General features: G+C 47.2%; 19 protein-coding genes. 10 read left to right on the forward strand and 9 right to left on the reverse strand.

Translation table 11 applies throughout. The features are described from left to right. The first annotated feature begins 14 nt into the window (after window positions 1–14). The 4 genes from AK966_RS02650 to csdA all read left to right on the forward strand — a co-directional run bounded on the left by AK966_RS02650 (window position 15) and on the right by csdA (window position 3,630). On the forward strand, window positions 15–824 hold the full coding sequence (locus AK966_RS02650; protein WP_119463476.1) for an outer membrane protein OmpK: 810 nt from the start codon (window positions 15–17) through the stop codon (window positions 822–824). A 108-nt stretch (window positions 825–932) separates the two neighbouring features. After that, the gene (gene panE / locus AK966_RS02655) at window positions 933–1,820 is read left to right on the forward strand and encodes a 2-dehydropantoate 2-reductase (RefSeq protein WP_099080249.1); all 888 of its coding nucleotides are present in this window, start codon (window positions 933–935) and stop codon (window positions 1,818–1,820) included. Next, window positions 1,820–2,419 carry a DJ-1 family glyoxalase III gene (locus tag AK966_RS02660; RefSeq protein WP_099080248.1) on the forward strand — a complete coding sequence of 200 codons (600 nt, stop codon included), beginning with the start codon at window positions 1,820–1,822 and terminating at the stop codon, window positions 2,417–2,419. Before panE ends, AK966_RS02660 begins: the two co-directional genes overlap by 1 nt. Then, entirely contained in the window at window positions 2,419–3,630 is a 1,212-nt protein-coding gene (csdA, locus tag AK966_RS02665) for a cysteine desulfurase CsdA (RefSeq protein WP_119463477.1), read from the forward strand. Before AK966_RS02660 ends, csdA begins: the two co-directional genes overlap by 1 nt. 370 nt (window positions 3,631–4,000) lie before the next feature. On the opposite strand, the gene csdE is transcribed toward csdA, so the two are convergent. The 4 genes from csdE to AK966_RS02685 all read right to left on the reverse strand — a co-directional run bounded on the left by csdE (window position 4,001) and on the right by AK966_RS02685 (window position 7,281). Then, window positions 4,001–4,429 (reverse strand): cysteine desulfurase sulfur acceptor subunit CsdE, encoded by a 429-nt coding sequence (gene csdE, locus AK966_RS02670; RefSeq protein WP_119463478.1) that lies wholly within the window; start codon window positions 4,427–4,429, stop codon window positions 4,001–4,003. Between the two features lie 21 nt (window positions 4,430–4,450). Continuing rightward, entirely contained in the window at window positions 4,451–5,260 is an 810-nt protein-coding gene (gene tcdA, locus AK966_RS02675) for a tRNA cyclic N6-threonylcarbamoyladenosine(37) synthase TcdA (RefSeq protein WP_099080245.1), read from the reverse strand. Window positions 5,261–5,362: 102 nt separating this feature from the next. Further along, window positions 5,363–6,466, reverse strand: coding sequence for a murein transglycosylase A (gene mltA / locus AK966_RS02680; RefSeq protein ID WP_099080244.1), 1,104 nt, complete (start codon window positions 6,464–6,466; stop codon window positions 5,363–5,365). A gap of 368 nt (window positions 6,467–6,834) precedes the next feature. After that, window positions 6,835–7,281, reverse strand: a complete 447-nt coding sequence (locus AK966_RS02685) for a DUF2850 domain-containing protein (RefSeq protein ID WP_259343734.1) — start codon at window positions 7,279–7,281, stop codon at window positions 6,835–6,837. Window positions 7,282–7,448: 167 nt separating this feature from the next. Between AK966_RS02685 and argA the strand changes: the two genes are divergently transcribed. Together argA and AK966_RS02695 are read left to right on the forward strand one after the other, a co-directional pair. Further along, window positions 7,449–8,786 (forward strand): amino-acid N-acetyltransferase, encoded by a 1,338-nt coding sequence (argA, locus tag AK966_RS02690; protein WP_099080243.1) that lies wholly within the window; start codon window positions 7,449–7,451, stop codon window positions 8,784–8,786. 253 nt (window positions 8,787–9,039) lie between these two features. Continuing rightward, complete coding sequence (locus tag AK966_RS02695) at window positions 9,040–9,228, forward strand: hypothetical protein (RefSeq protein WP_099080273.1); 189 nt, start codon at window positions 9,040–9,042, stop codon at window positions 9,226–9,228. A 33-nt stretch (window positions 9,229–9,261) separates the two neighbouring features. Here the strand turns inward: AK966_RS02695 and recD are convergent, their stop codons facing one another. From recD to AK966_RS02715, 4 genes are all read right to left on the reverse strand, one after another. Then, window positions 9,262–11,409, reverse strand: a complete 2,148-nt coding sequence (recD, locus tag AK966_RS02700; protein WP_119463479.1) for an exodeoxyribonuclease V subunit alpha — start codon at window positions 11,407–11,409, stop codon at window positions 9,262–9,264. Then, window positions 11,409–15,047 (reverse strand): exodeoxyribonuclease V subunit beta, encoded by a 3,639-nt coding sequence (gene recB, locus AK966_RS02705; RefSeq protein ID WP_119463480.1) that lies wholly within the window; start codon window positions 15,045–15,047, stop codon window positions 11,409–11,411. Before recB ends, recD begins: the two co-directional genes overlap by 1 nt. A gap of 338 nt (window positions 15,048–15,385) precedes the next feature. Further along, window positions 15,386–18,874 (reverse strand): exodeoxyribonuclease V subunit gamma, encoded by a 3,489-nt coding sequence (gene recC / locus AK966_RS02710; protein WP_119463553.1) that lies wholly within the window; start codon window positions 18,872–18,874, stop codon window positions 15,386–15,388. A gap of 204 nt (window positions 18,875–19,078) precedes the next feature. Then, window positions 19,079–20,038 carry a TDT family transporter gene (locus tag AK966_RS02715; protein WP_119463481.1) on the reverse strand — a complete coding sequence of 320 codons (960 nt, stop codon included), beginning with the start codon at window positions 20,036–20,038 and terminating at the stop codon, window positions 19,079–19,081. A 110-nt stretch (window positions 20,039–20,148) separates the two neighbouring features. On the opposite strand from AK966_RS02715, the gene AK966_RS02720 reads away from it, so the two are divergent. The 3 genes from AK966_RS02720 to dapD all read left to right on the forward strand — a co-directional run bounded on the left by AK966_RS02720 (window position 20,149) and on the right by dapD (window position 22,765). Beyond that, window positions 20,149–21,066, forward strand: coding sequence for a LysR substrate-binding domain-containing protein (locus AK966_RS02720; RefSeq protein ID WP_099080271.1), 918 nt, complete (start codon window positions 20,149–20,151; stop codon window positions 21,064–21,066). Between the two features lie 117 nt (window positions 21,067–21,183). Then, the gene (locus AK966_RS02725; RefSeq protein WP_099080239.1) at window positions 21,184–21,480 is read left to right on the forward strand and encodes a YebG family protein; all 297 of its coding nucleotides are present in this window, start codon (window positions 21,184–21,186) and stop codon (window positions 21,478–21,480) included. Between the two features lie 253 nt (window positions 21,481–21,733). Then, on the forward strand, window positions 21,734–22,765 hold the full coding sequence (dapD, locus tag AK966_RS02730) for a 2,3,4,5-tetrahydropyridine-2,6-dicarboxylate N-succinyltransferase (RefSeq protein WP_099080238.1): 1,032 nt from the start codon (window positions 21,734–21,736) through the stop codon (window positions 22,763–22,765). A 125-nt stretch (window positions 22,766–22,890) separates the two neighbouring features. Here dapD and AK966_RS02735 read toward each other — a convergent pair whose 3' ends face one another. Then, window positions 22,891–24,024 carry a glycerate kinase gene (locus tag AK966_RS02735; protein ID WP_119463554.1) on the reverse strand — a complete coding sequence of 378 codons (1,134 nt, stop codon included), beginning with the start codon at window positions 24,022–24,024 and terminating at the stop codon, window positions 22,891–22,893. A gap of 349 nt (window positions 24,025–24,373) precedes the next feature. On the opposite strand from AK966_RS02735, the gene glpK reads away from it, so the two are divergent. Further along, window positions 24,374–25,894 (forward strand): glycerol kinase GlpK, encoded by a 1,521-nt coding sequence (glpK, locus tag AK966_RS02740; RefSeq protein ID WP_099080237.1) that lies wholly within the window; start codon window positions 24,374–24,376, stop codon window positions 25,892–25,894. Window positions 25,895–25,918: the final 24 nt, after the last annotated feature.

Consider the following 25,918-nt stretch of genomic DNA (forward strand, 5'->3'; position numbering starts at 1 on the left):
TAGAGAGTCCACTTATGCGTAAATCACTTTTAGCTCTTAGCCTACTAGCAGCTACATCAGCTCCTGTTATGGCGGCAGATTACTCTGACGGCGATATCCACAAGAACGATTACAAGTGGATGCAATTCAACCTAATGGCTGCAATTGACGAAAAAGGTGCTGGTCCAGAATCTACTCATGATTACCTAGAAATGGAATTTGGCGGTCGCTCTGGCATCTTCGATCTATACGGTTACGTTGACGTATTCAACCTAACTTCAAACCCAGATAGCGACAAAGCTGGCGCGGAAAAAATCTTCATGAAGTTTGCTCCTCGTATGTCTCTAGATGCAGTAACTGGTCAAGACCTATCTTTCGGCCCAGTTCAAGAGCTTTACCTTGCGACACTAATGGAATGGGGTGGTAACTCTGCTGTTAACACTCAAAAAATCGGTCTAGGTTCTGACGTAATGGTTCCTTGGTTTGGCAAAATGGGTCTAAACCTATACGGCACATACGATTCAAACCAAAAAGACTGGAACGGTTTCCAAATCTCGACTAACTGGTTCAAGCCTTTCTACTTCTTCGAGAACGGTTCATTCATCTCTTACCAAGGTTACATCGATTACCAATTTGGTATGAAAGACGATGCACCATTCCAAAAAAGCAACGGCGGTGCAATGTTTAACGGTATTTACTGGCACTCAGATCGCTTTGCAGTGGGTTACGGCCTGAAACTATACAAAGATGTATACGGTTTCGAAGATGGCTCAGTACTACCATGGGCACCAGTTGCAGACGCTTCAGGTGTTGGTCACTACGTAGCTGTCACTTACAAGTTCTAATTGAACCAATAAGTTTTCCCCAAAAATGGCGCCTCTGGCGCCATTTTTATTTGCTTTCCTTTTCTCCCTCATTATCCTTGCAGCAAATCTTTTTAATGAGCGCGTTTGGTGAATATTCTCATCCTTGGTCCAGGAGCCGTCGGTTCACTCTGGGCGACTAAATTCAAACTTGTTGGACACCATGTTTCATTGTGGGGACGTACCTCTGAGAGCGAGTTGTCGCTTCAACTGGATGATGCTCCGCTTACCACTTATTCCAATCAAAGCATTACCTCTGTACAAGAGGCTGATTTGATTTTAATCACGGTAAAAGCTTGGCAAGTTGAATCCGCCATTGAACCTCTTCTTCCCTACATCAGCGAAGACACCATCGTGATGTTAATGCACAACGGGATGGGCACCGCGCCACTCATCGAGGCAAAGCTGGCCAATAACCCTATCGTGATTGCCACGACAACGCACGGCGCATACAAGCCAAGCAAACAGCAAGTATTGCATACTGGTCATGGATACACACAGTTAGGTGGTTTTAATGCTAAAGGCGCTCAATGTGACTTCCTTGCCGAAGTGATGAATCACGCCCTGCCTGAGGTGCACTGGAACCCTAACATCAACGGAGCCTTGTGGACCAAGCTTGCGATCAATTGCGCTATCAACCCACTGACCGCTATCCATCAATGTAAGAATGGTGAGCTTGCCGCTAATGAGTTTGCGATCGAGTTGGCTAACATCACTCATGAGTTGGTAGAAGTCATGAATAAAGAAGAGATAAAGGTGGATTTTGACGCACTTCACGCCACCATAATGCAAGTGGTTAACGCAACTGCGGCAAACTACTCTTCTATGAGGCAAGATGTTTTTCACCGACGTCGTACCGAGATAGACTTTATTACTGGTTATCTACTGCAAACCACCGAAAAGCATCAAATCAGTACGCCAGAGAACACCAAGCTCTATCAACGCATCAAACAGATTGAACAAAGCTGGACTGAATAATGAAGAAAAAGATCTTAGTACCTATCGCACCGGGCACAGAAGAAATGGAAGCGGTCACCGTCATCGATATCATGGTTCGTGCAGGTTATGAAGTGACGGTCGCAAGTGCCGACTTTGATGGTGCACTGACGATGAAAGCCTCTCGTGGCGTCACGCTGACCGCGGACTGTAAATTGGTCGATATTGCCGATGACGAGTTTGATGCGATTGTACTCTCTGGCGGTGTCGGCGGCGCGGAAACCTTCCGTGATAGTACTATCATGATTGAGATCCTGAAACAGCATATGTACGAAGGTAAACTCGTTGCTGCAATTTGTGCCGCGCCAGCGTTAGTGCTTCAACACCACAATTTGTATCCAGAAGCGCTCATGACTTGCCACCCGAGCTTTCAATCTCATATCCCAGACGACAAATGGCGAGTCAAACGCGTGACCATGGATGTGAACCACAATCTCATCACTAGCCAGGGGCCTGGTACTGCGCTGGAGTTTGCGATGGAGATTATCATCCAACTTTCAGGCAAAGAGCATGCATGGACTGTTGCAGAGCCTATGGTGACACTGCCTACCCTGCACTATCACGAGTTCGGTGATGAATAATGTTTGACGTTAATGCAGTACGTAAGCAGTTCCCAGCCCTTAATCAGACGGTAAATCAAACACCTCTGGTGTACCTAGATAGTGCAGCGACAACCCAGAAGCCGCAATGCGTCATTGACGTAATCAGCCATTATTACAGCGCACAGAACGCCAATGTACATCGTGGTAGCCACAGCTTAACGGCCAATGCCACCAGCCAATTTGAAGCGGCACGTGACACAGTGGCGGAATTCATTGGTGCAGCCAGTTCAAAAGAGATCATTTGGACACGTGGTGCAACCGAAGCGCTGAACTTGATCGCGCAAACTTATGCCCGTAGTACACTAAACGCAGGCGATGAGATATTAATCAGCGAGATGGAGCATCACGCCAATATCGTTCCATGGCAAATAGTCGCAGAGCAGACAGGAGCGAAAATCGTTAAGGTTCCGATGACCTCCGATTGTCAGTTCGATATCGATGCGTTTGAAACGCTACTGTCGGAGCGCTGTAAAATCGTCGCCTGTGCACAGATCACTAACGTGACAGGTTCTCGTCAACCTATCGAAAGAATCATCGCCATGGCGCATGCGGTAGGCGCTGTTGTCGTAGTAGATGGTGCTCAAGGTATCGTGCATGAGCAGTTGAACTTGGCAGAGTTAGATGTCGATTTTTATGTGTTCTCAGGTCACAAACTCTATGCCCCTGCAGGTATCGGTGTACTCTATGGCAAGCTAGAACTGTTAGAGGCGATGCCTCCATGGCACGGTGGCGGAAAAATGGTAGATAAGGTCTCGTTTGAGAAAACCACGTTTTCTGCGCTACCAGGCAAATTTGAAGCGGGTACACCAAACGTTGCGGGTGCCATTGCGTTGGCAAAAGCCATCGACTGGTATCAAGGTTTCGATCGGCAAGCTGTCGAGATTCATCTGCACACTCTACAAGAAAGAGCGTACCAAGCATTAAGCCAATTGGATGACATTCGCATTCTTGGCTACCAACCGAAAGCTTCTGTTCTGACTTTTGTTATGGATGGCGTTCACCACCAAGATATTGCGACGCTGCTAGACCAGCAAGGTATTGCGGTTCGTGCTGGGCATCACTGTGCTCACCCTCTGATGGATGCGCTTAACGTCAAAGGCACGGTGCGCGTTTCTTTTGGTATCTACAACACGTTAGAAGACGTTGAAAAGCTGATTGCCGCCGTCGAGAAAGCGGTTGATATGCTTTAGGAAGGTAGGCTCTAGGATAAAGAAAGGTCCTAGGATCCTAGGGCCTAACATTTTGAGTTACGGATTACGTCGTCTTTTTAGTTGGAAAAAAAACAGCGGTCATTCTGAACAGTGAGGAACGAACATGATTCAGAATCTACGGGTCGAATTTGAGGACGCAAAGGTGATGAATCGAGGCTAAATCGCGTGTGAGTAATAGATTCCTAGTCTCGCTAAGGCTCGCTGGAATGACGTTATTGCGTAAGGCAATTTTCTTATTATCGAGAAGCGAAGCGCTCCGTATTCCAGACATCTCTCAATACTCGATGAAATGCACAAAGCTAACAACGCACTTCTCTAGGAGCTCGGATCCTAGGCCCTATTTCCTTTCTTACTGAGCCGTTTCTTTGATTTTCTCAACAATCGCTTTCAAACCATTGCCGCGCGATGGGCTTAGATGGGCGATTAAGCCAAGTTGTTCAAAGTAAGCATCAATATCAAACGCTTGGATTTGCTCTGCGCTTTTACCGTCGTAAGCCGCCATCACCAAGGCAATCAGGCCGCGTACAATACGCGCGTCAGAATCGGCACAAAAATGCCAAACGCCATTTTTCTCTTTGCTTACCAACCACACTAAGCTTTCGCAGCCCGACACCGTTACTTGCTCGGATTTGAGCTCTTCAGGCATTTGAGGCAGCTTTTTCCCCCATTGAATCACCTGACGATAACGGTCTTCCCAACCTTTAAATTGCTGCATGGTGGCAGCAATGTCTTCACTGGTGATGTCGGTGCCAAATGGAGAAACAGGAAAATCAGTCATGATGCACTCTTCTTCTTTACGTTACTTCTTGTGCTTTTGAATCAGCTTTTCAACGATGCGTGAAACCGCAACAAAGCCGAACGTTGCTGTCACTACCGTTGCAGCACCAAAGCCACTGGCACAGTCCATGCGTTTTGGACCTTCTGCTGTCGATTTCACACCACATACAGAACCATCTGCTTGTGGGTACTTTAATTGCTCCGTAGAGAACACACAATCGATGCCAAACTTACGTGCAGGATTTTTCGGGAAGTTATGATGACGACGCAAGGTGTCTTTGATCTTCTTAGCCAGTGGATCTTGGATAGTCTTAGTCAGATCCGCCACCATAATTTGGGTTGGATCGGTTTGACCTCCAGCACCACCAGTGGTGATTACTTTGATCTTGTTGCTGCGGCAATAAGCCAATAGCGACGCTTTTGCTTTCACACTGTCGATCGCATCCAACACGTAATCGAAATCTTTGCTCAAATACTCATGTTGGTTATCTGGCGTAATAAAATCGTCAATCAGATTCACCTTACATTCTGGATTAATCAGTTTAACGCGTTCAGCCATCACTTCGATTTTGCTTTGGCCAACCGTGCCTGTCATCGCATGGATTTGGCGGTTAATGTTGGTCACGCACACGTCATCCATATCAATAAGCGTCAACTCACCAATACCCGTTCGTGCCAGCGCTTCTACCGCCCATGAACCTACGCCACCAATACCAATCACACACACGTGTGCAGCTCGCAGAATGTCTACTTCGCTGTTGCCGTAGAGACGACGAGTACCACCAAAACGTTGGTTGTAGCTGTCAGATGCCGGAGTATCGAGTTCACGCATATTGAAAGTCCAGATGATCGATAGAAAAACAAAGAGTGCGATTTATACGCACTCTTTGAGGAAATGTCTAGATGATGAGAGGCGATTCGTCTCGCTAGGCAGTTATTGTAACTTCTCTGGCGGTAAAGCCCAAGGTGCTTGCGTTGGTGTATTTTCCAAGCCAAGCTTCCACACACGGCCAAAGTGCTTGTAATGACCCGCCTCGGTACCCGCACGTGGGCCCATACCGTGATAAAGATCGAGGTGGTTTTGTTTCACCGCGCCGCCCGTGTCTAACACAATAAGCAGGCGAAGCTGGTGTGCACCACTCCATGTGCCATCAGCATTAAGTAACGGCACTTCTGCTAAGATTGGTGTCCCCATAGGCAAAATAGAACGATCGCCAGCGACTGACGCCATTGGTAATAGTGGGATACCTGCAGAGCCCGTTACTGGGGCGTCAGCTTGTGGTGCAAAGAAAACGTAAGATGGGTTTTGCTCTAGCAACTCACGAACCGTCGCTTCGTCATTTGCCATTACCCACTCTTTGATCGCTTTGAGTGACATCTCTTCACGTGGCACTTCACCACGCTCAATCAGAATACGGCCAATACTCACGTATGCTTTGTTGTTTTTACCCGCATAAGCAAAATATTCCAACGTGTCATCATCTTCAAAATGAACAAAGCCGCTGCCCTGCACTTCCATCATAAACGGGTCGATCATGTTTGGCGCATAGCCAAGCTCCAAGCCTTTACCCTCTAATGCACCATTGTAAATCTCAGCACGTGTCGGGCAATCTGAACTGCAGTTAGGCAGACCATACACCGGATATTTATAGGTTTCGTTCGGTTCGTGACGCAGCTCCATCACTGGTGAGAAATACCCCGTGAACAACACATTGCCCTTCTTATCACCACCGCCAAGTTGCGCCGCTTGAATGCCATATGCGCTCAAGTCGCTGGTTTCCCCACTTTGCAAAGCCCATTCACTCAATTTTTCATACAATGGCTGATACATCTTTGCCATGCGAGTTGATTTCGTTACAACTTGTTCAGCTTGTTTATTGAACTCCGTAAAGTCGCGCGGTTTATTCGATTCAACCACATCAACCTTATTCAAAATACTAGGAAATTCACCATCAAGGTATTGCTGAGCACGATCATTTTGCTGAGCACAGCCAAACAGTAGACCCAAAGAAACAATTGGAAGAAGTTTTTTTAACACGTCTTTTTTCCGTAATAGAAGATAGCGAAAGGATGACAAACAAATGTATACGACGCAATTGAAAAGCTGCGACAAAGTTTATACCCAAGTAACCTCGAGATGCTAGGTTCAGCGAGAATACTTTGACTTGTAGACGAGGCAACGATTTGAAGATCTAGTGTTTCTAAATTAAAAATCGTTAACAATGTATGCAAACCAAGGCAACTCGCCCTTAAGCAAGGATCTAGAAGTTATTCGGACATAATAGCAAAAGAACAATCAAGGTATTGTCCAGACAATGTTTGAAAACGTGCTTAGCTTTAAGGGATGGTGAGCACACGGTTTATCCTTATTGGCGCAGTAAACCGTGTCTCAATACGGTATGGTGACTAGCGGATAGTTAAGTCAGAACGACCTTCTAGATGAAATACGGGCAAATAATGTGCATTAGCATCAAGCTTCATTTCCGTATGCTGTTGATCGACAAAGTTAAACCTGCGAACGGTTGACCCCACTTTGTAACGTAGAGAATCGCCATCAAATTCAAAGCCTGTCGTCACGAAAGCGCCATTCACTGTTACACCACGTTCACTAAGGACAAACTCTTCACGCACGTATGGGGCAACCTCCTGTTCTACCCACTTTCCATATACCTTCGACTTGGCAATCGGAGGGTTGATGTAACGAATGAACAAGTCACCATACATCATAAAAGCAACTATCGTCCCCACAACGGCTATAAGCATTATCGAGCGCTCTAACCATTTGCGAGGCATCGATTTTTCAGCGTCGATTTGGGCTGAGTTTTCAACCCCCTTATTTGCGGATAACACCATAGTGCCCACGTGTCCACGTAATAATAGATAACTCATTATAATCTTTCGCCCTTCATCGGAGGAAGGGGGGGATCAAGGATGTTTGTGTTTCATTCCAAAATTACTCTTGCGAACTCATGAATAAAGAGGCAATAATAAAACATAAATAACCACAAGGACTGGCAGTCGTGAAAATTCGCAGTACCGCTCTCGTTAAAGGATTCCGCCAATCAACGCCATATGTGAACGCTCACCGAGGCAAAACCATGGTAATAATGTTAGGCGGCGAAGCCATTGCTGATAAAAACTTTGGTAACATTATTAATGATATAGCATTAATGCATAGCCTTGGAATTAAGGTTGTCGTGGTTTACGGTGCACGTCCTCAAATTAACCAGTTACTAGATAAACATACACTGACAACACCATACCACAAAAATACACGCATCACTGATGAAAGCGCACTTTCAATAGTTATGCAAGCAGCAGGGCAACTCCAACTCGCGATTACCGCTCGTCTATCCATGAGCCTCAACAACACACCAATGGCTGGCACACAACTCAACGTTGTTAGCGGCAACTTTGTGATAGCGCAACCACTTGGGGTGGATGATGGTGTCGACTACTGCCACAGCGGTCGCATTCGCCGAATCGATACCGATGCCATTCACCGTACTCTTGATCAAGGCTCGATTGTTCTTCTCGGTCCAATCGCCAGCTCTGTTACGGGAGAGTGCTTTAACCTGCTTTCTGAAGAGGTTGCCACTCAGCTTGCGATAAAACTAGGCGCTGATAAGTTGATTGGTTTCTGCTCCGAGCAAGGGGTCATTGATGATAGCGGTAATGCCATCGCAGAACTGTTCCCAATCGAAGCTGAGCATGTGATTAAACGGCTTACCGAAACCCATTCACCAGACACCGACGATAACTCCGGAACATTACGCTTTCTTAAAGGCTCTATCTCTGCTTGTCGTGCTGGTGTCCCACGCAGCCATCTTATTAGCTACAAAGTCGACGGTGCATTGATTCAGGAACTGTTTTCTTTTGACGGTATCGGCACGCAAGTGGTGATGGCCAGTGCTGAGCAAGTTCGCCAAGCAAGCATCAATGATATTGGTGGCATTCTAGATTTGATCCGCCCACTTGAAGAACAAGGCGTGTTGGTTAGACGCTCTCGCGAACAGTTAGAACAAGAGATTGGTCAATTTACCATTATTGAAAAAGATGGTTTGATCATTGGCTGTGCTGCGCTGTACCCATATGTTGAAGAGCGCAAAGCAGAAATGGCCTGTGTGGCGATTCATCCCGATTATCGTGATGGAAATCGAGGGCAAATGCTCCTTAATCACATGAAGCAGCGTACCAAGTCAGACAACATTCATCAAATCTTCGTTTTGACAACACGTAGTTTGCACTGGTTTAGAGAACAAGGCTTTTATGAGGTGAGTGTCGATTACCTACCTGGAGCGAAACAAGGACTATATAACTTTCAACGTAAGTCAAAAATCTTAGCACTGGACCTTTGACGTTATGCATAAAACCTAGCCATTTAGCTTAGAAATAATTATGCAATGCTTTACATTAAAATTGGTCGCAAACCAACCTTTTCAATATGCATGCTATTGGCTACACTTCGCGCTTCAACGGTTGACTTTTAATCAATCCAAAAATGGATCTAGGTGAATAACTCTCACCCTAAAGTGCCGAACACTGAAACTTGCTCGGCATAACACATCAAGGACAGTTGTTACTCTTACAATGAATATGATGAGCACTGTTATGAGAACTATTGTTTGCAATTCACTGCAAAGCTTCTGGGATATGGCAGATAACCACTTTCTAGAAGGGCTGCACGTTCACTGTGTATTTCCAGTCAACGATGCCATTAAAGATTTTATTCTCACTTACCAACATCAATATAAAATTCATCGCGTGTCTTTTACCAACGCGTTTACTCAGAATGATTAAAGAAAGACCGAGCATTGCGCTCGGTCTTTTTGATTAACTGGTTAAGCGTGACACTAACCCACTGGCTCGAGTGGTTTTCACTTTGATGCCACGCTTGAGTACATTCATCTCCGCATACATCGCGAGACGCTTCTTAGCACGGGTTATACCTGTGTAGATCAGCTCACGAGTAAGGATTGGACTGAAATCTGGCGGCAAAATCATTAGCGTGTATTCAAACTCACTGCCTTGTGATTTATGGATAGTCATCGCGTACGCGGTTTCATGTTCAGGGACTCGGCTCGGTAGCACAGACTTAACGCTGCCATCGGGCAACTCAAAGAACACTTTCAAGCGTGGTTCACTTTCGCTGTCATCTCGCATACAAATGCCGATATCACCGTTATACAACCCTAAGCCGTGGTCGTTACGCGTGACCATAACTGGCCTACCGTGATACCAAAGCTCATCTTGAGTTTGGATTAACTTACGTGCCGCGAGTGCTTTTTCGATGCGTTGATTTAAACCTGTCACACCGAAGTCACCTTCACGAATCGCACACAGCAATCGGCATTGATTAAAGGTATCTAGTACTGCTTTGGCTTTGTGCGTCTGGGTTTCTGGCTCACCCGTTTGCGAGTTCACCTCTTGCTGCCCGATACGCTTCAAATAACGACCGTATTCTGCAACCAAGGTTTGCAACATCTGGTTGTAGTTTTGACTACTCAGCGCGAAATGTTCGATATCAGCAAAATCGCGATTCCAAACATCATCCACTTTTGCCGCTGAGCCGGCGTTAACCGCTTTCGCTAACTGACCGATACCAGAACGGGCATCAAATCGGTAACTCTTTTGCAGCATACACAAGCTATCCGCAATCGAAGCATTGTTGTTGGTGCTGTACGCTAAGGTGTCGAACCCCGTCAGTTTGGAGACCGCTGACGCTTGTTCTTTACCAAAACCGAAAGCATGGAACGAGCAAATATCCCCCAGAACCGCGCCGGCTTCTACCGATGCCAACTGATCTTTATCACCGAGCAGAATCAAGCGAGCGTGCTTTGGCAGCGCATCGACGACTTTATACATCATCGGCAAGTCGACCATGGAGGCTTCGTCCACGACTAAAATATCGAGATGTAATGGATTTTGCTTGTTGTGACGAAACTCAACGCTGTTCGGGATTGCGCCTAACAGACGATGCAATGTACTCGACTCGGTTGGAATTTTTGCTTTGAGCTCAGTCCCAACCGGTAGTTCTTGTATCGCTTTACCGATGGATTCGGTCAAACGTGCCGCGGCTTTACCTGTCGGTGCCACCAGCTTGATGGTGAGGTTCTTCTCCTGCCCTGCTTGTTCAATCAACGCAGCAAGCAGTTTGGTTACTGTGGTAGTTTTACCCGTGCCCGGACCACCCGAGATCACCGCAAAGCGACGCGTGAGTGCCACAGCCGCAGCGACCTTCTGCCAGTTGACACAAGCCGATAATGGTACGAGCGCATCCAACACTTGCAGGTCGTGAACTTGCTTCGTTTGGCTGACCGCCGCATCAATGGCAGCCCAATCTAAACTATCCATGGTGACCACATCCAAATGGTCACACACTAACTGCTGACGTAGCACTTGGTTGCTGGTTCCCGTCTCCGCAGCTTTCGCTAATGCATTGAACAGGAAATGATATTGACGAGCGAACAAGTGATTTAACAGCTCTGACAAACGTGCAAATTCTTGCGGTTGCAGATTCACTACCGCACTTAATTGATGGAGTTTGCCTGCTAGCGTCACTTCGTAATGCCAGTAACGGTGTAGATACAAACGTTCGCCATCAAACATCATTGGCAGCGCCTCACCATGTGCACCAACCAATGGTGAGTTCTGTAGAAGCTTAACCCAATCAATGCCTTGTAACTGGGCATTTAGCACTAAAGCCGATTCACCAAACAAACCGAGTTTGCTGGCAAGATCGACCGGCTGGCCTTGATGATCAAAAAGGGGCAAACAGATGTGTCCTTTGCCTAACTCACTGCTGACCACGCCAGTAATAAACGCCAACTCTTGGCTGTTTGCTTGCGAATAAATAAAGCGCGCGAACTGGTAGTCCAATTGGCGAATCGCTCCCTTACTTGCTAGTGACTCTAAGGTTGCCACTAGCTCTAACGTTGCCATTGCGCTGTTTTGCTCAGAAAGAAGATCATTGGTTTTCATCAAATTAACTCCATCTGACCCGATTCACTCGATCGCGTATCCAGTACTTGACCATCAATCAAATGATCCATCTCTTGTAAAAATTCGAAGCTTGGCTTAGCAGAAAAAATGCCGTGTTCACTTTGCCCATCCATACCACGTAAGAACAGGTAATAAACGCCGCCAAAGTGCTGTTGGTAATCATAATTTGGTAGCCTACTGCGTAAGAAACGATGCAGCGCCAAGGCGTAGATTTGGTATTGCAGATCGTAGCGATGATCCGCCATAGCCGACTTTAACGCATCACCATGATAGTTGAGCACATTGTCCCCCAAATGGTTCGATTTCCAGTCGAGAACGTAGTATTTTCCTTGGTGCTCGAACACCAAATCAATAAAGCCTTTCAGCATGCCTTGCACAGTTTGGAAACCCAGATCGCCCGCTTTAGCAGACAGCGGATCATGGCGTTGAATCACGCGGTTCAATGCTGGCGCAGACAGCACTTCAATCGGCAGTAAGAACTCCATCTCGACCAAACGTTGCGCCGGACCTTTTTGATTGAGCAGCAGCGTTTTGCTATCCAGTGGCGTCGCCAGCACGGTATCAATCAACTGTTGCAGGATTGGCAGCCATTCTTCATCAAGCTGTTCGCTTTCCATCAAGCCGAGAATGATTTGGGTGTTCTCTTCCGTCGTCGCTGACTGAGTAAACTCAATTTCCTCAAATAAGCTGTGCAGGAAAGTACCCGGACGTGCGCCACGAGGGAAGTTGAAGATAGAACGTTCTGGCTCAACCAATTCCGCTTCATCTTGCTCTTCTGAAGAATCGATATCAAAGCCGGTGATTTCAATCATTGCGTCATGTTCAGCATGGTGAGAGCCTTGCTTGACCAAGCCCGAGTAACTGGTGATACGCCAATTTCTATCAATTGAATTTTGCAGCTCTTTGGCGGTGAGTTCTGCCAACTCCGCTTGTTCCGCCACATACATTTCGTCATGCTGTTTCGGAGGATCGCAAATCACCACGCTGTCGAGGCTCTCTTGCTGCTTTTTAAGGCCAAGAAATAAGTCGTTGATGCCCCCCTCTTGGCCATTTTGCACCAAGTAACCAATCGCACTTTGATGCACACCGGTTGGTTCTTTGGTTGAGCGACCATTACGCAGTGGCGAAGCTCCAATGAAACAGGCATATACGGCGCGCGTTAACGCGACATAGATAAGACGCAAATCTTCAGCAAGGCGTTCTTTATCTGCCTGTTTTAACGACGCATCATTGCTCGTGATATCCAGGACCGTCCGATCGTTCTCAGCATCGTAGTATTTAGCTTCGCTCGCCTCGCGGTAGCCAAACACAAATGGCAGAAATACCAAGTCATATTCCAAGCCTTTGGATTTGTGAATGGTGACGATTTGCACCAAGTTACGTTCCGATTCCAAGCGCTGAATTTGGTCATCGCTGCCACCAAGACCATGCTGTGCATCGCTGATGGATTGTGCCAACCAACGCAGCAAGCCGTGGTCGCTGTCTAGTTCATTACTCGCCTGCTGTAGTAGTTCACCGATGTGCATCAAATCGGTAAGTACTCGCTCACCATTTTCACCTTGTGAACTCGAACCTTCTTCCAGCAAACGTTCTGCTATATGACGTTTGCTGATCACCGCTCGCAGCATTGGCAATACACCGCGTTGCACCCAAAGCTTGCGGTATTCTTTAAACTCATTGACCGCGTTTTCCCACACGGTTTCATCGTTGTTGAGGGCATCTAAACTTGCTGCATCCAGCGCAAACAACTCTGACGCTAAGCTGGCACGCAATGCTCTATCGTTTTCTGGCGTCAGCACGGCTTGCAACAAGCGTTGTAAATCTTGCGCGACTGTACTGGTAAATACGCTATCTCGGTTAGATAAGTAAACGCTGGCAATGCCTTGGTCTGCCAACGCTTGTTTGACCATGCGACCTTCGCTACCGGTTCGCACCAAAACCGCAATGTCACCCGCTTTAACAGGCTTTTGCTTCTCGCCATTAACAAGACACGCTTGGCCTTGTTGCGCCGAGGTCAAAATGGTTTGAATTTGGCTTGCTGTCGCCTCTGCCATCGCAGTCAGGTATTCACCTTTTGCCAGTGGTTTATCTTCGGCTTCTTGCAGCCAATACGTCAGCGCAGGTTGCTTTTTCCCACCCATGGTCCAAATGCGTTTATCCGCACTAGGGCTGTAACTCACTGGTAGAAATGGAATGTCCGAATCGTAAATAAACGGGCTATCTGGCAACTCAAAAATCTGGTTTACCGCCGACACCATCTCCGCACTCGAGCGCCAGTTAGTGCCTAACGTGTAGTGAGCACTAACTTGATGGCGTGCCTTGATGTAGGTAAAGATGTCTGCACCACGGAAACCATAAATCGCCTGTTTCGGGTCACCGATCATAAACAGACCGCACTCTGGGTTATCTAGGTAAATACGGCTAAAAATACTGTATTGCAGTGGGTCGGTATCTTGGAATTCATCGATCATCGCAACAGGGTAAAGCGTACGAATGCGCTCTTTCAGCAGTGCGGTTTCATCGGTATCAATCGACGCCGATAACTGGGTCAGCAAGTCATCAAACGACAGCCATTGCTTCTGATTTTTTGCCTTCGCCAGCATCTCACGACAATGCTCAATCGCATGCGCTAATAGTGGTGCTTTAAGGCTAATTGGGGTAGCTAGAAAGGCTTCAATGTCCTCAAACACCGGATGCTGCGGCGCGGTGCCTTTCGGGGTTTTCTCAAGCAACACATTCTGCGCAAATTTTTCCAGTTTGTCTGGATAGTCATACCCCGTCGTTTCTGTTGCCGCCCAAACGTTAACGGCCTCTAACCAAGTTGGCAGCGATTTCTTGGTGTAACTGCGTTTATTGACATCTGAACCTGAGATCAACGCTAAGAAATCCTCTTGGCTATCACGCCATTGGGTTTTCAGTGCATCTATTTGTTTTAAGTTTTGCTCGTGCAAATCCGCGAGACTGCCCTGCATTGCAGGCACAGACAAGCTCAATGGTGCGCCTGTTAAGTAGTTACCGATGTCATAAAGCAACTCCGATGGCGAACCCCATAGTTGACGCACTTCGCCAGCCAAAGCAAATGGTAATGGGTAAAAATTACGACGCCAGTAGTCCGCCACCACTTGAGCTTTTAGGTGGCTCTCGTCCGTCACAAATTCATTCTCAAAGCGGCTGCCCGATTCAAAAGCGTTTTGCGTTAGCATGCGTTGGCAGAAACCGTGGATGGTGTAGACCGCGGCTTCATCCATTTGACGCTCCGCTTGCAACAAGATCGCTGTCGCTTGCTTGTGATCATCAATGGCTTCTAGCAGTGGTTTGATCACCGGATCACTGCTTTGACCTCGAGCGAATGCGATCCTCGCATCGTGAATTCGAGCACGAATACGATCGCGTAGCTCGGCTGTCGCCGCTTCGGTAAAGGTCACCACCAGAATTTGGTCCACCGTTAATGGAACGCGGTGCTTGGTTTCTGTACTGCCATGTCCCAATAAGAGACGCAGGTACAAACCCGCAATAGTAAAGGTTTTCCCTGTACCTGCGGATGCTTCGATTAACCTTGCCCCATGCAATGGAAAAGTCATGGTTTGCAGTGGTGCTGCTACTGACATTTGCGCCATAACGCTGAATCTCTCCGGATTTTTGACAAGGACGTCTTGAGCTTCAGAGGTTAAGTCATCTCTAAAGATCAACTCGTCCTATATTGTGATCTATCGTTAATTTTTCTATTTATATGTCTAACAGTTTGGAATATTTAGACTTTTGTGCGATCTCACTCACGGTTATCATGATGGAGTACCGTTAATATTCGCCTCACGAGATAAGCCAAGCCTTTCTGGCGGTGATACTCAAAAGAATCATGGTCCCTCTGACCTTGTGGCCGTACAGCGAACGCCCTACACAAAATAATGATTTTCTGGCGGCCACTCTACTCTTTCCCATCCCCAAGCATTCCAACTTAGTTATCATCTGAAGCATCTTTTGTCGCCAATCTTGCACCTTGCAAAACCAACGCCGTCAACATGCGAACTTCGGCTGCGAGTTCATCGTTCCAAGCAGGCCAAATACGCGAGATGTACGCGTTATTGCCTTCACCTGGGCTCAGGTAGCTGTCATTGAAAGCGTCCGCCATTTTCTTGAGTGACTTCTCTTCATCGTCCGCCCAATGGCCACGACTAAAGCCCGCTTCAACACACGCCAGTGCTGTTTTCGGGAAGTATGGTAATGGCTTGGTCATGCCTTCAAAAAACAAACGCACCAATTCGGCAAGACGTTGTTTCGCTTGCGCAGCGTCCGCCATTTCAGGGAAGATCAGATGAACTGCACCTTCCTTGCGGTCGTAACCAATAATATGAGTCTTCTTCACATGGCCAGAAGCCGACATCGCGAGGTGATCAATCCACGCCGCAAGGTAATCTTGCGCACGAATTTTCCCGCTTCGATAACGAATCAAACCGGACTGATAGCATTGAGTGAGCCAACCGGTTAGGCGGATATTCTTACCCTCACCCCTACTTTCATCAAAAAGCGCATCAAAGATAAGGTCGATCTCTAAATCGTCTTGTGGCGCGCCAGAGAGAAACGCCAACTTATCCACCAGCTCTTCCGCTTGCACGCGGTTGGTTTCAAACTCGATATCACCAAACGCTCCTACTGGCAATTTGCCCTGAGCACGTTGCTCACTCATAAAATGCTTCAGCACATCCACTTTGGCCGCTGGTTGAGTAAGCGCGGTTTCGAGCAGGGTTGCCAGCAGTTCACCGCGCATCTGATAACTTTCCAACCCGCCTAATACAAACGGCTCATCGTCTTCCATCACTGGTAAAGGCGGCTCAAACATCACTTTCAAACGACGATTAAAGAAATACTGAACCGGCAAACGCCAGAAACGTTGAAGCTCGACCAAATCCAATTCGATGGGAAATGTCGCGCCCAGCAAGTAATCATCCAATGCACGGTTAAACTCACGGCGCGCATGACCTTGCGATTGACTGCTTTGGGTCAATGCCGCAGGAATCCACTCTTTGGCATAGCTTGAGTGAGAACCTTGAAATGCATTTGGGCTAAACGGCACCATAGCATGCACATTCACTAACTCTTTTAACAGCTTATCGCCGGACTCATCAACGGGCTGATTTTCATCGCCTGCCAAACAGTAATTCTGCTGACAGTACTCCATTAACTCAGAAACCAGTACCGATGGCACTCGTTCCGTGTTGTCTTGAATCGAACGCCCTACGTAACTGATGTACAGTGTTTGCTGAGCAGAAAGCATTGCTTCGAGGAACAGATAACGGTCATCGTCTCGGCGTGAACGATCGCCTGGCTTGGTTCGCCCCGTCATTAAGTCAAAACCTTCTGGCGGCATAGAACGCGGGTATACGCCATCATTCATGCCTAATAAACACACCGCTCGAAATGGAATCGAGCGCATTGGCATCAGGGTACAGAAGTTCACTTGGCCAGCGAGGAAACGCTGGCTAACACGGGTGCCAGACAGTTTATTTTTCAGGTATTGGTTAATGATGGATGGTGACAAAGCGTCATTAAAGGCGGCATCAGCAAGCTGTTCTTTTAGCTGGCTTAAGGTATCGCGAATCGACTTCAATGCCATTTCGCCTTCTAACTCCACTGAGAAGAAGTCATCCAGCATTGCGATCAAGGTTTCACGCCAAGCATCAATCGACTGAACATGCGACAGTTTGCGGCGATATTGACTGATTTGTTGGGTAAAGTGCGCCAGTTTGCCAGCGAGCTCAGCCCCCATACCTTGCACTTCATTGTATGGCGATAAACTGCCTTCTTGCGCTTCAAATAAGCCCGCCGATTCCGGCATCGCATAACCCAGTAGCATGCGTTGAATACCAAACTGCCACGTGTTTTGACGCGTTTCAGGCAGTTCAAATTCGCTGCCCGTGTTGGCATCGAGTCCCCAGCGAATACCTGATTCTTCCACCCATTGTTTCGCTTGTAGGAAGTCGTCTTCACTTAAGTCAAAACGTTTCAAAATGGCTGGCGTTTCCAGCAACTCTAATAGTTCGGAAGCCAAGCAGCGCGTATTCGGTAAATTAACCAGTTGCATGAAGGCCGCCAAGATTGGGCTTTCTTGGTCAGCGGTTCGGTCAGAAATCGAATACGGAATAAATCGCTCACCCGGCGCATTGCCAAATACGGCTTGAATCGCAGGGCTGTAAGCATTGATGTCCGCCACCATCACGATGATATCACGCGGCTTTAGGTTTGGATCAGCGTCAAACATCGCCAATAACTGGTCGTGTAGCACTTCGACTTCTCGCATCGGACTGTGGCAAGAGTGCAAGCTCAGAGACTTGTCACCCAAGCTCACCACTTGTTTGTGGCTGCTACTATCGATTTTTTGGTCGTCTTGATGCTCTTCTAGATTAAGAATATCCGCTTGCAGTTGATGGAGCAGACTGTCGCGTTCGATCTCAACAAAAGCCTCAATTTCATGGGATTCGAGTTGCGACAACAGATACATGTTGTCACGTCCCAGTTTCCCCATCGAAGCTAATAAACTGTTCCCCACCACATCAGTGTGCAGTTCATCTATCACGTTATCTTCAAACGAACCTTTGAGTTGCTCACTTTCACCTTGCACTTCAGAATGATCTTCCTGCCACACCACGTGCTGACGGTGCTTCGCCGCCAAACGTGCAAGGAATTTACGGTCACGCACTTCCCCCCAGTAGTAACGGCATGGATTTGTGAACATCAAATGGACATCAATATGTTCGCCGATGGCTTTAAGCGCATCCATATAACGCGGTGGCAGTGAAGAAATACCAAACACAAACAGACGCTTCGGCAGGTGGTCAAAACTACCGTTGAAGTTTTCTAACGTATCAATGAAGTGTTCATACAAGTTAGCACGATGATAAGGCGATTGCCCCAGAGTGACGGTGTGATCGTACAGCGCTTGCCATAAAATCGGCTGCCACGGGTGTTCGTTTTCTAATTCAGGCACCGTTTGCCCAGCTTCCCAACTCGCTATCCATTCTGGTCGGTACACCAAGTAGCCATCGAAAATATCGGCGATTTTCTCTGCCAATTGATACAACTTGGAGTGGTCACTGTCGTCTCGTAAGTAGCTCGCCAGCGGAGCAAAAGGTTCCTCCCCTAGCAAACCCGGTAATAGATGCATCAACTTCCACGTCATTGCCTCTTTGTTAAACGCACTTCGTTTCGGCACGTCTGGCAAAACTTGAGTAAACATCTCCCAAATGAAGGTCGCTGGCAGCGGAAACTCCAAATTGGCGGCAACACCGAACTCTTTCGCTAATGCCATTTTCAACCATTGAGACATACCTGGGCTCTGTACCAAGATCTGCTCTTTTTCGAATGGATTTTCTAATGGATTGATGCGAATCAGTTCAACAAGAAGTGATTTGAGAACATCGACCTGATTGGAATGATAAACAGTAAACAAAATGGAAGCACCGAACGCCAATGGAAACTAACCGCTAGCTTAGCACAGCCTCGTTTTATACCGCAGCGATCTCGATAGCCCAAATAACAAAAGGTTAGAAGTCGCTCAAACTCTCCATATTCGTCTCCTCTTTTAAGCTAAATAAAAAAGCCTCTTGATCAAAGGATCAAGAGGCCGAAACATTCATGTCAATGTGACAACAAACTAATTTGCTTTTGGTTGCATTAGTAAGTTACGCGCATACTGAATCGATACATACACCACTACGATGGTAGCGACGATTAACTCAACCGTGGCTAAACCACGTACCTGATTGACATAGTGTGTCGCAAGACCTTGCGCTTCCATCCAATGCGCGACTTTAAATAGTGCTGTTGCGCCAATCACCATTGGGAAAGTAAACGCAGCATAACCTGGACTAAATGGCAGTCTTAGTAATTTAAAGAATGCTAAATAGATGATGGATGTCATTAATACTGCAATACCAAAAAGCAAAGCAATAATAACCGGCGATGGATCGCTGGTTACGTTGAGATACCCAGCCAACGAAAGGCTTGCTGGCGCGGCTAAAATCGCCATGGTTGGTTTTGCTGCATCTGGGATTTCATGGGTAAACATGAAACGGTAAATCATAATAGGGAGCATGACCGCGTAAGCCACCATGCCGAACATCAAGGCACCATACGCAATTGGCGCCAACGTTGGGTTACCAGAAAACGAGACATCTGCCACGATAATACCGACAGGTGGCACAAACCAACTTGGCACCATATGGTGAAGTTCAAAGTCTTTCGCTCGGTGATAAATAAATGTCACTAAGAACACAACGTGCAATCCAACCGCGAATAACCATAAGGCATTCCCTGCGACAGGAAAAAAGTGCCCAAGTGAATTCGATACCACCATAGTAGCCATCGCGAAGGTTGGCACGACGCTGCCCACCACTGGGTGTGCAAGATCTTGTCTTAGCAAATGATTATGGAAAAAAAACTTAACCGCTAAGATAATTAAAAGCACACTCGCAATGCCTGCGCTAATCCACTGTCCATAGCCATATAATTCAGCGAAGTTTTCCCAACTCCAGCCTAAGCTTGCAATGCCAAGCGCTAATCCCGCCATTGGGGTTGGTGCGCCCATTACTTTTGCTTTTGTTCTTTTAATCATGACAACCTCAAATCAGGCTAGCTTTCTCTGAAACGCATCTTACACTTGCACTTCGTTCCAATATATCTAATTATTTAGAACAGATGTTCAATTTTACTAAACGCGCGAATATGGCTAATCATATTTCTCTTAAACAGTTAAAAGTTTTCACCAGCATCACGCAACACAAAACGTTAACCGCCGCGTCCGAAAGCTTATTTCTTTCGAAAGCAGCAGTAAGTATGGCGTTATCTGAACTAGAAAAACAGATTGGTCATCATCTCTTTGATCGCGTAAACAACCGCTTAATTCTCAACCAAGAAGGGCTCAAGCTTCTACCACTGGCGGATGAGTTGCTCAACCGCGCCAATGATATCGAAAGTATCTTTGACGGTGACCCAACGTTATCTGGACAACTACGCATCGGGGCCAGTGACACCCTCGGCAATCAAGTCGCCCCTTATCTGCTGAGTGATTTCCGTCGCCACACAGGGCATGTATCACAAAGTCTATTCATTTCAAATTCTGCGCAAATCTGTGACATGTTAATTGACTACGAACTCGACATCGCGCTAATTGAAGGTAAAACACGGCATCCAGATCTCCAATCAACGTCATTCAGCCAAGATGAAATGTGCGTGATATGTGCACCCGATTCTTCTTTTGGTCACGAAGGATTAACACGTCTGAGTGAGCTAGAAAATAGCGAGTGGATTTTGCGTGAAGAGGGGTCTGGTTCTCGTGAATTTTTCACACGCGTGATTGCACCACGCATAGAGCACTGGCATGAGGCTTTCCAGCTTAATACAACCGAAGCGCTGATCAACTCAGTTTCTGCAGGGCTAGGGTTAGGCTGTTTATCACGCTTATCGGCTGAGCCAGCTATTCGAGACGGTCGAGTGAAACAGGTGGAAATCCCATTGGATATGCAGCGCCGTTTCTGGCTTTTGATCCACAAAGAGAAGTATCAAAACCCACTTCTACGCTCGTTTATTGAGTTTTGCCAAGATTGGGAGCGCCGAGAGAATCCGCACCTTAAAGGTGAATAGTTCAAATGCTGGTCACTTAGTTGTACACGGCTCTCATTCTTAGGCCTGCCGCTAGACTTAATTGGTTAAAAACTGTATAAAAAGCCAGTATAAACTCATTAAATTAGAGGACCAACCATGGCTGTAATCGTCAAGTACGTGGTAGAACGCAATGGAGAAGAGAAAATGACTTTTACCTCTAAAGCGGACGCTGATGCATATGACAAAATGCTGGATATGGCAGACGAACTGTTCGGACTGCTCGGTAAAAGTGACCTTCTAGAAGACGAAGGTAAGCAAGAAGATCTTGCGATGTTCCTTGCGCAAAACAAAGAAGAAGTGCTTTATGCACTAGGGGCAAAACGTAGACCTGCCCCTAAAAAAGCGAAGAAGCTTGCTGCTGTTGAAGAAGAGAAGCAAGAAGACGCAGCATAAATACTTTCCTCTTGTTTAAAAAAACGCCGCATAATGTGGCGTTTTTTGTATGGACAAGCTGAGTCGATAGGCTTTTGCGACACATTTCTCATCAGACAAATATATCTTCAAAAAGACAAAACGTATTCATCTACAGACTTTCTCCATTTCCCCTCTTTAAACTCTCCAGGACTCTCTTTATGATGAGTGACAACTTAATTATTTCTTGTCAGTGAACAGACGAGATACAAGACTCAACACATGGAGATCAACTATGGCTTTCTTTTCTTTAGCCTTTGGTACGGCAACTAAAAACCGCGACGGCAAAATTATCGAAGCGTTTTTCCCAAACCCAGTTCTTAACCCAAGCGAAGAGCTAGTGAACGCACTAGCGACAGTTGCAGGTTACGAGCAAGGCAACCAAGCTATCGAGATCTCTGCAGCACAAAGCGCAGAACTGGCAGTAGCATTTGAAGCAAACGGCGATACTGCAAACGCATCTTTCGCAGCAAAAGCAGCAGAATCAGCACAACCACTTGTACTGGTTATCCTTGCAACTGACGAGCAGCCACAAAGCGTTGCTGAAGGCTTCCTAAAACTGCAACTTATCTCTAACCGTCTCGTTAAACCACACGGCACGGTACTAGACGGCATCTTCGGTCTACTGCACAACATCGCATGGACAAACGAAGGCCCAATCGACCTACCTGAACTGGCAGAGCGTCAAATTGAAGCTCGCTTAGCGGGTCGTGCACTAAGCGTCGATTGTGTCGACAAGTTCCCTAAAATGGTCGACTACGTGGTACCAACGGGCGTTCGTATCGCTGACACTTCTCGCGTACGTCTTGGCGCACACGTTGGCGAAGGCACAACGGTAATGCACGAAGGTTTCATCAACTTCAACGCAGGTACCACTGGCGTGAGCATGGTTGAAGGCCGTATCTCTGCTGGTGTAGTGGTTGGTAACGGTTCTGACATCGGTGGCGGCGCATCTATCATGGGTACGCTATCTGGCGGCGGTAAAGTGGTGGTTTCTATCGGTGAAAACTCACTACTAGGCGCAAACGCAGGTCTTGGCTTCCCAATGGGCGATCGTTGTACCATCGAATCAGGACTGTACGTAACCGCTGGCTCTAAAGTACGCATGCTAGACTCTGAAGGTAAAGAAGTCGAAATCGCGAAGGCGCGTGATCTTGCTGGTGTTTCTGACCTACTGTTCCGTCGTAACTCTGTGACTGGCCAAATCGAGTGTCTTGCAAACAAGAGTGCGGTTGAACTGAATGCAGAGCTACACAAAAACAACTAAGCGCTAATTAATCTCTCTTTAAAATCCCCTCGGCTCAATGAGTCAAGGGGATTTTTGTTTATCCAATATCACTCAACCACGCAATGAGCCAAAAAGTCGACAAGTACGCACGACTATCGCTGGGATCAGTTAAAGTGAGCAATCACACTCGCAAGTTGTTTGGCTGTTTTCAATAGATTCTCTCGTCCCTGTGCGATCGCATCTTTCAACTCACACGGTGAAGACACCACCGAAAAACAAGCGATAATACCGGCACTCTTTAGAACTTCAACGCCATCGCCAACGCTGCCTGCCAATGCAATCGTTTTGATATCGTGCTTTTGCGCTACTCGAGAAACGCCAACTGGGGTTTTACCATGAATGGTTTGACTATCAATACGCCCCTCCCCTGTAATAACAAGATCGGCACCCACTAGCGTTTTCTCAAACTCCACGGTATTCAAGACAATATCAATCCCAGGCATCAACGTCGCATCAAGAAACGCCAGCAAAGCCGCCCCCATTCCCCCTGCCGCACCTGCGCCTTTTTCAAACTCAATATCGCAATCCGTCGCGGCTTTGACACAATTCGCATAATGGCGCAGGTTGGCATCTAGCCTCTTGACCATTTCTGGCGTCGCCCCTTTTTGCGGACCAAATACGACCGAGGCGCCACGCTCCCCAGTCAAGGGATTATCAACATCACAAGCGGTTAATACTTCAACGTGTTGCAATCGAGGATCGAGATTTGAAATATCGATGCGTGCAATATCACCAAGTTCCCCGCCACCGAAACCAATCTCACTACCATCCTCTCGGGTAAACCTTACACCAAGCGCCTGAAGCATGCCGGCACCACCATCGTTTGTCGCACTTCCACCGATGGCAACGATGATTTTGCTGATGTTTTCTTCGAGCGCGCGCTTGATCAACTCACCCGTTCCATAGCTTGTTGCTTTCAATGGGTCTCGCTCTTGAGGAGAAACAAGCTCGATCCCTGACGCTGACGCCATTTCTACCACTGCGGTTTGCTGATCGCCCAAGAGACCAAACTGCGCATTAACTTGCTCACCAAGCGGACCTGTCACCGTAACGGGGATCACTCGACCATGGGTTGCATCAACCAATGCCTCCATCGTCCCCTCACCGCCATCGGCTACCGGCACACAAACGCACTCCGCATCTGGTATTTCGGCCATGATCCCTTCAGCAATCACGTTGGCGACTTCTTTCGCAGACAAACACTCTTTAAAAGAGTCTGGGGCGATTATCACTTTCATAGTTTCACCTTCAAAAGGGTCAGACACCTCTGACCCACTATCATCCAATATCAACAAAGCTGACGGCACCGCCACTAACCACGGATCGAGTGATTCGCCATACGCTCCCACAGCATGCATTATTGTTTTTCATTTTGGAACAACATGAAACCATTCATCGTGCATCACTTCTGGGAGTAAACGATCTACAGCCCTGTATTTCTTCTGTTTCCAAGCGACTGACTGCGTCCCTCCAGCTCTTGTTTGTGAAGAAATTTTCATTTTTATCCCATGATTCAATATGAAACATGCAGTGAAAGAGTTCGCGATATAAACTAAGGAGAAACAACAAAAACAACTAGGTACAACTATGACTGAGCAAAAATACATCATTGCTCTCGATCAAGGCACCACCAGTTCTCGCGCTGTCATTCTTGATCATGATGCAAACATCGTGAATATCTCCCAACGCGAGTTCGCACAAATTTATCCGCAAGCTGGTTGGGTAGAGCATGACCCAATGGAGATATTTGCGACTCAAAGCGCCACGTTGATTGAGGCGTTAGGGAAAACGGGTATCCGTAGTGATCAAGTCGCCGCAATCGGCATCACGAACCAACGTGAAACCACTATTGTCTGGAACAAAGAAACCGGCATACCTGTTTACAACGCCATTGTATGGCAATGCCGTCGAACCGCATCTATCTGTGAAGAGCTCAAAGCAAAAGGTTTAGAGGGCTATATCCAAGACAATACGGGTTTAGTGCTTGACCCTTACTTCTCAGGAACCAAAGTAAAATGGATTCTAGACAATGTACCAGGAGCCAAAGAAGAAGCAGAAGCAGGTAACCTCTTGTTCGGCACTGTTGATACCTGGTTGGTATGGAAAATGACCCAAGGCCAGGCCCACGTCACGGATTACACTAATGCGTCTCGTACGATGCTGTTCAATATCAATACGCTTGATTGGGACGAAAAGCTACTGCATGAACTCGACATTCCTCGCTCAATGATGCCAGAGGTGAAACGCTCCTCTGAAATTTACGCCGACACGAAAATTGGCGGCCAAAACGGCATTCACATACCAATAGCGGGCATTGCGGGTGATCAACAAGCGGCTCTATTTGGTCAAATGTGTGTCGAAGCAGGCCAAGCAAAAAACACATACGGTACAGGTTGTTTCTTACTCATGAACACCGGGCAGGAGAAAGTTACCTCTCATAATGGGTTGTTAACCACACTTGCTTGTGGCCCTCAAGGAGAACCGACATACGCACTTGAGGGTGCAGTGTTTATGGGCGGGGCCTCGATACAATGGCTACGCGATGAATTAAAACTGATCCACAGCGCAAAAGAGTCTGAGCACGTCGCGACACAGGTTGAATCGTCACACGGTGTATACGTCGTGCCTGCATTTACCGGTCTTGGGGCTCCCTATTGGGATGCGTATGCACGTGGCACCATTGTGGGCCTGACTCGTGGCGTTAACTCAAATCATATTGTGCGTGCCACCTTAGAAAGCATCGCCTACCAAACTCGCGATGTACTGGATGCCATGCAAGCCGACTCCGGTATTAAGCTAGCGAGCTTACGAGTCGATGGTGGCGCGGTGGCAAACAACTTCTTGATGCAATTTCAGGCTGATGTATTGGACACTGATGTACTGCGTCCAAAAGTCACGGAAGTTACCGCACTAGGCGCGGCTTATCTTGCCGGCCTCGCTGTTGGTTATTGGGGAAGCATTGACGAAGTCAAAAACAAAGCGGAACTCGATCGTCAATTTGAGCCGAATCAGGACGATGCAAAACGTCAGCGTCGCTATAAAGGCTGGAAACGTGCGGTGAAATGCGTTCAAGTGTGGGCAGAAATGCACGACGACGAAGACTTATAAAAAGCATAAATAGCAAAGACCACT

This window comes from Vibrio sp. PID23_8, assembly GCF_003584965.1.
Classification (GTDB): Bacteria; Pseudomonadota; Gammaproteobacteria; order Enterobacterales; family Vibrionaceae; genus Vibrio.

What these genes read in the sequence shown, in the direction of transcription:
- recD (WP_119463479.1), bottom strand. Translation starts at nt 11,409, where the DNA reads ATGAAAACCAATGATCTTCTTTCTGAGCAAAACAGCGCAATGGCAACG.
- AK966_RS02650 (WP_119463476.1), top strand. Translation starts at nt 15, where the DNA reads ATGCGTAAATCACTTTTAGCTCTTAGCCTACTAGCAGCTACATCAGCT.
- recB (WP_119463480.1), bottom strand. Translation starts at nt 15,047, where the DNA reads ATGGCGCAAATGTCAGTAGCAGCACCACTGCAAACCATGACTTTTCCA.
- glpK (WP_099080237.1), top strand. Translation starts at nt 24,374, where the DNA reads ATGACTGAGCAAAAATACATCATTGCTCTCGATCAAGGCACCACCAGT.
- tcdA (WP_099080245.1), bottom strand. Translation starts at nt 5,260, where the DNA reads ATGCGTGAACTCGATACTCCGGCATCTGACAGCTACAACCAACGTTTT.
- AK966_RS02685 (WP_259343734.1), bottom strand. Translation starts at nt 7,281, where the DNA reads ATGGTGTTATCCGCAAATAAGGGGGTTGAAAACTCAGCCCAAATCGAC.
- AK966_RS02715 (WP_119463481.1), bottom strand. Translation starts at nt 20,038, where the DNA reads ATGATTAAAAGAACAAAAGCAAAAGTAATGGGCGCACCAACCCCAATG.
- AK966_RS02735 (WP_119463554.1), bottom strand. Translation starts at nt 24,024, where the DNA reads ATGAAAGTGATAATCGCCCCAGACTCTTTTAAAGAGTGTTTGTCTGCG.
- csdE (WP_119463478.1), bottom strand. Translation starts at nt 4,429, where the DNA reads ATGACTGATTTTCCTGTTTCTCCATTTGGCACCGACATCACCAGTGAA.
- AK966_RS02695 (WP_099080273.1), top strand. Translation starts at nt 9,040, where the DNA reads ATGAGAACTATTGTTTGCAATTCACTGCAAAGCTTCTGGGATATGGCA.
- AK966_RS02660 (WP_099080248.1), top strand. Translation starts at nt 1,820, where the DNA reads ATGAAGAAAAAGATCTTAGTACCTATCGCACCGGGCACAGAAGAAATG.
- dapD (WP_099080238.1), top strand. Translation starts at nt 21,734, where the DNA reads ATGGCTTTCTTTTCTTTAGCCTTTGGTACGGCAACTAAAAACCGCGAC.
- csdA (WP_119463477.1), top strand. Translation starts at nt 2,419, where the DNA reads ATGTTTGACGTTAATGCAGTACGTAAGCAGTTCCCAGCCCTTAATCAG.
- AK966_RS02725 (WP_099080239.1), top strand. Translation starts at nt 21,184, where the DNA reads ATGGCTGTAATCGTCAAGTACGTGGTAGAACGCAATGGAGAAGAGAAA.
- AK966_RS02720 (WP_099080271.1), top strand. Translation starts at nt 20,149, where the DNA reads ATGGCTAATCATATTTCTCTTAAACAGTTAAAAGTTTTCACCAGCATC.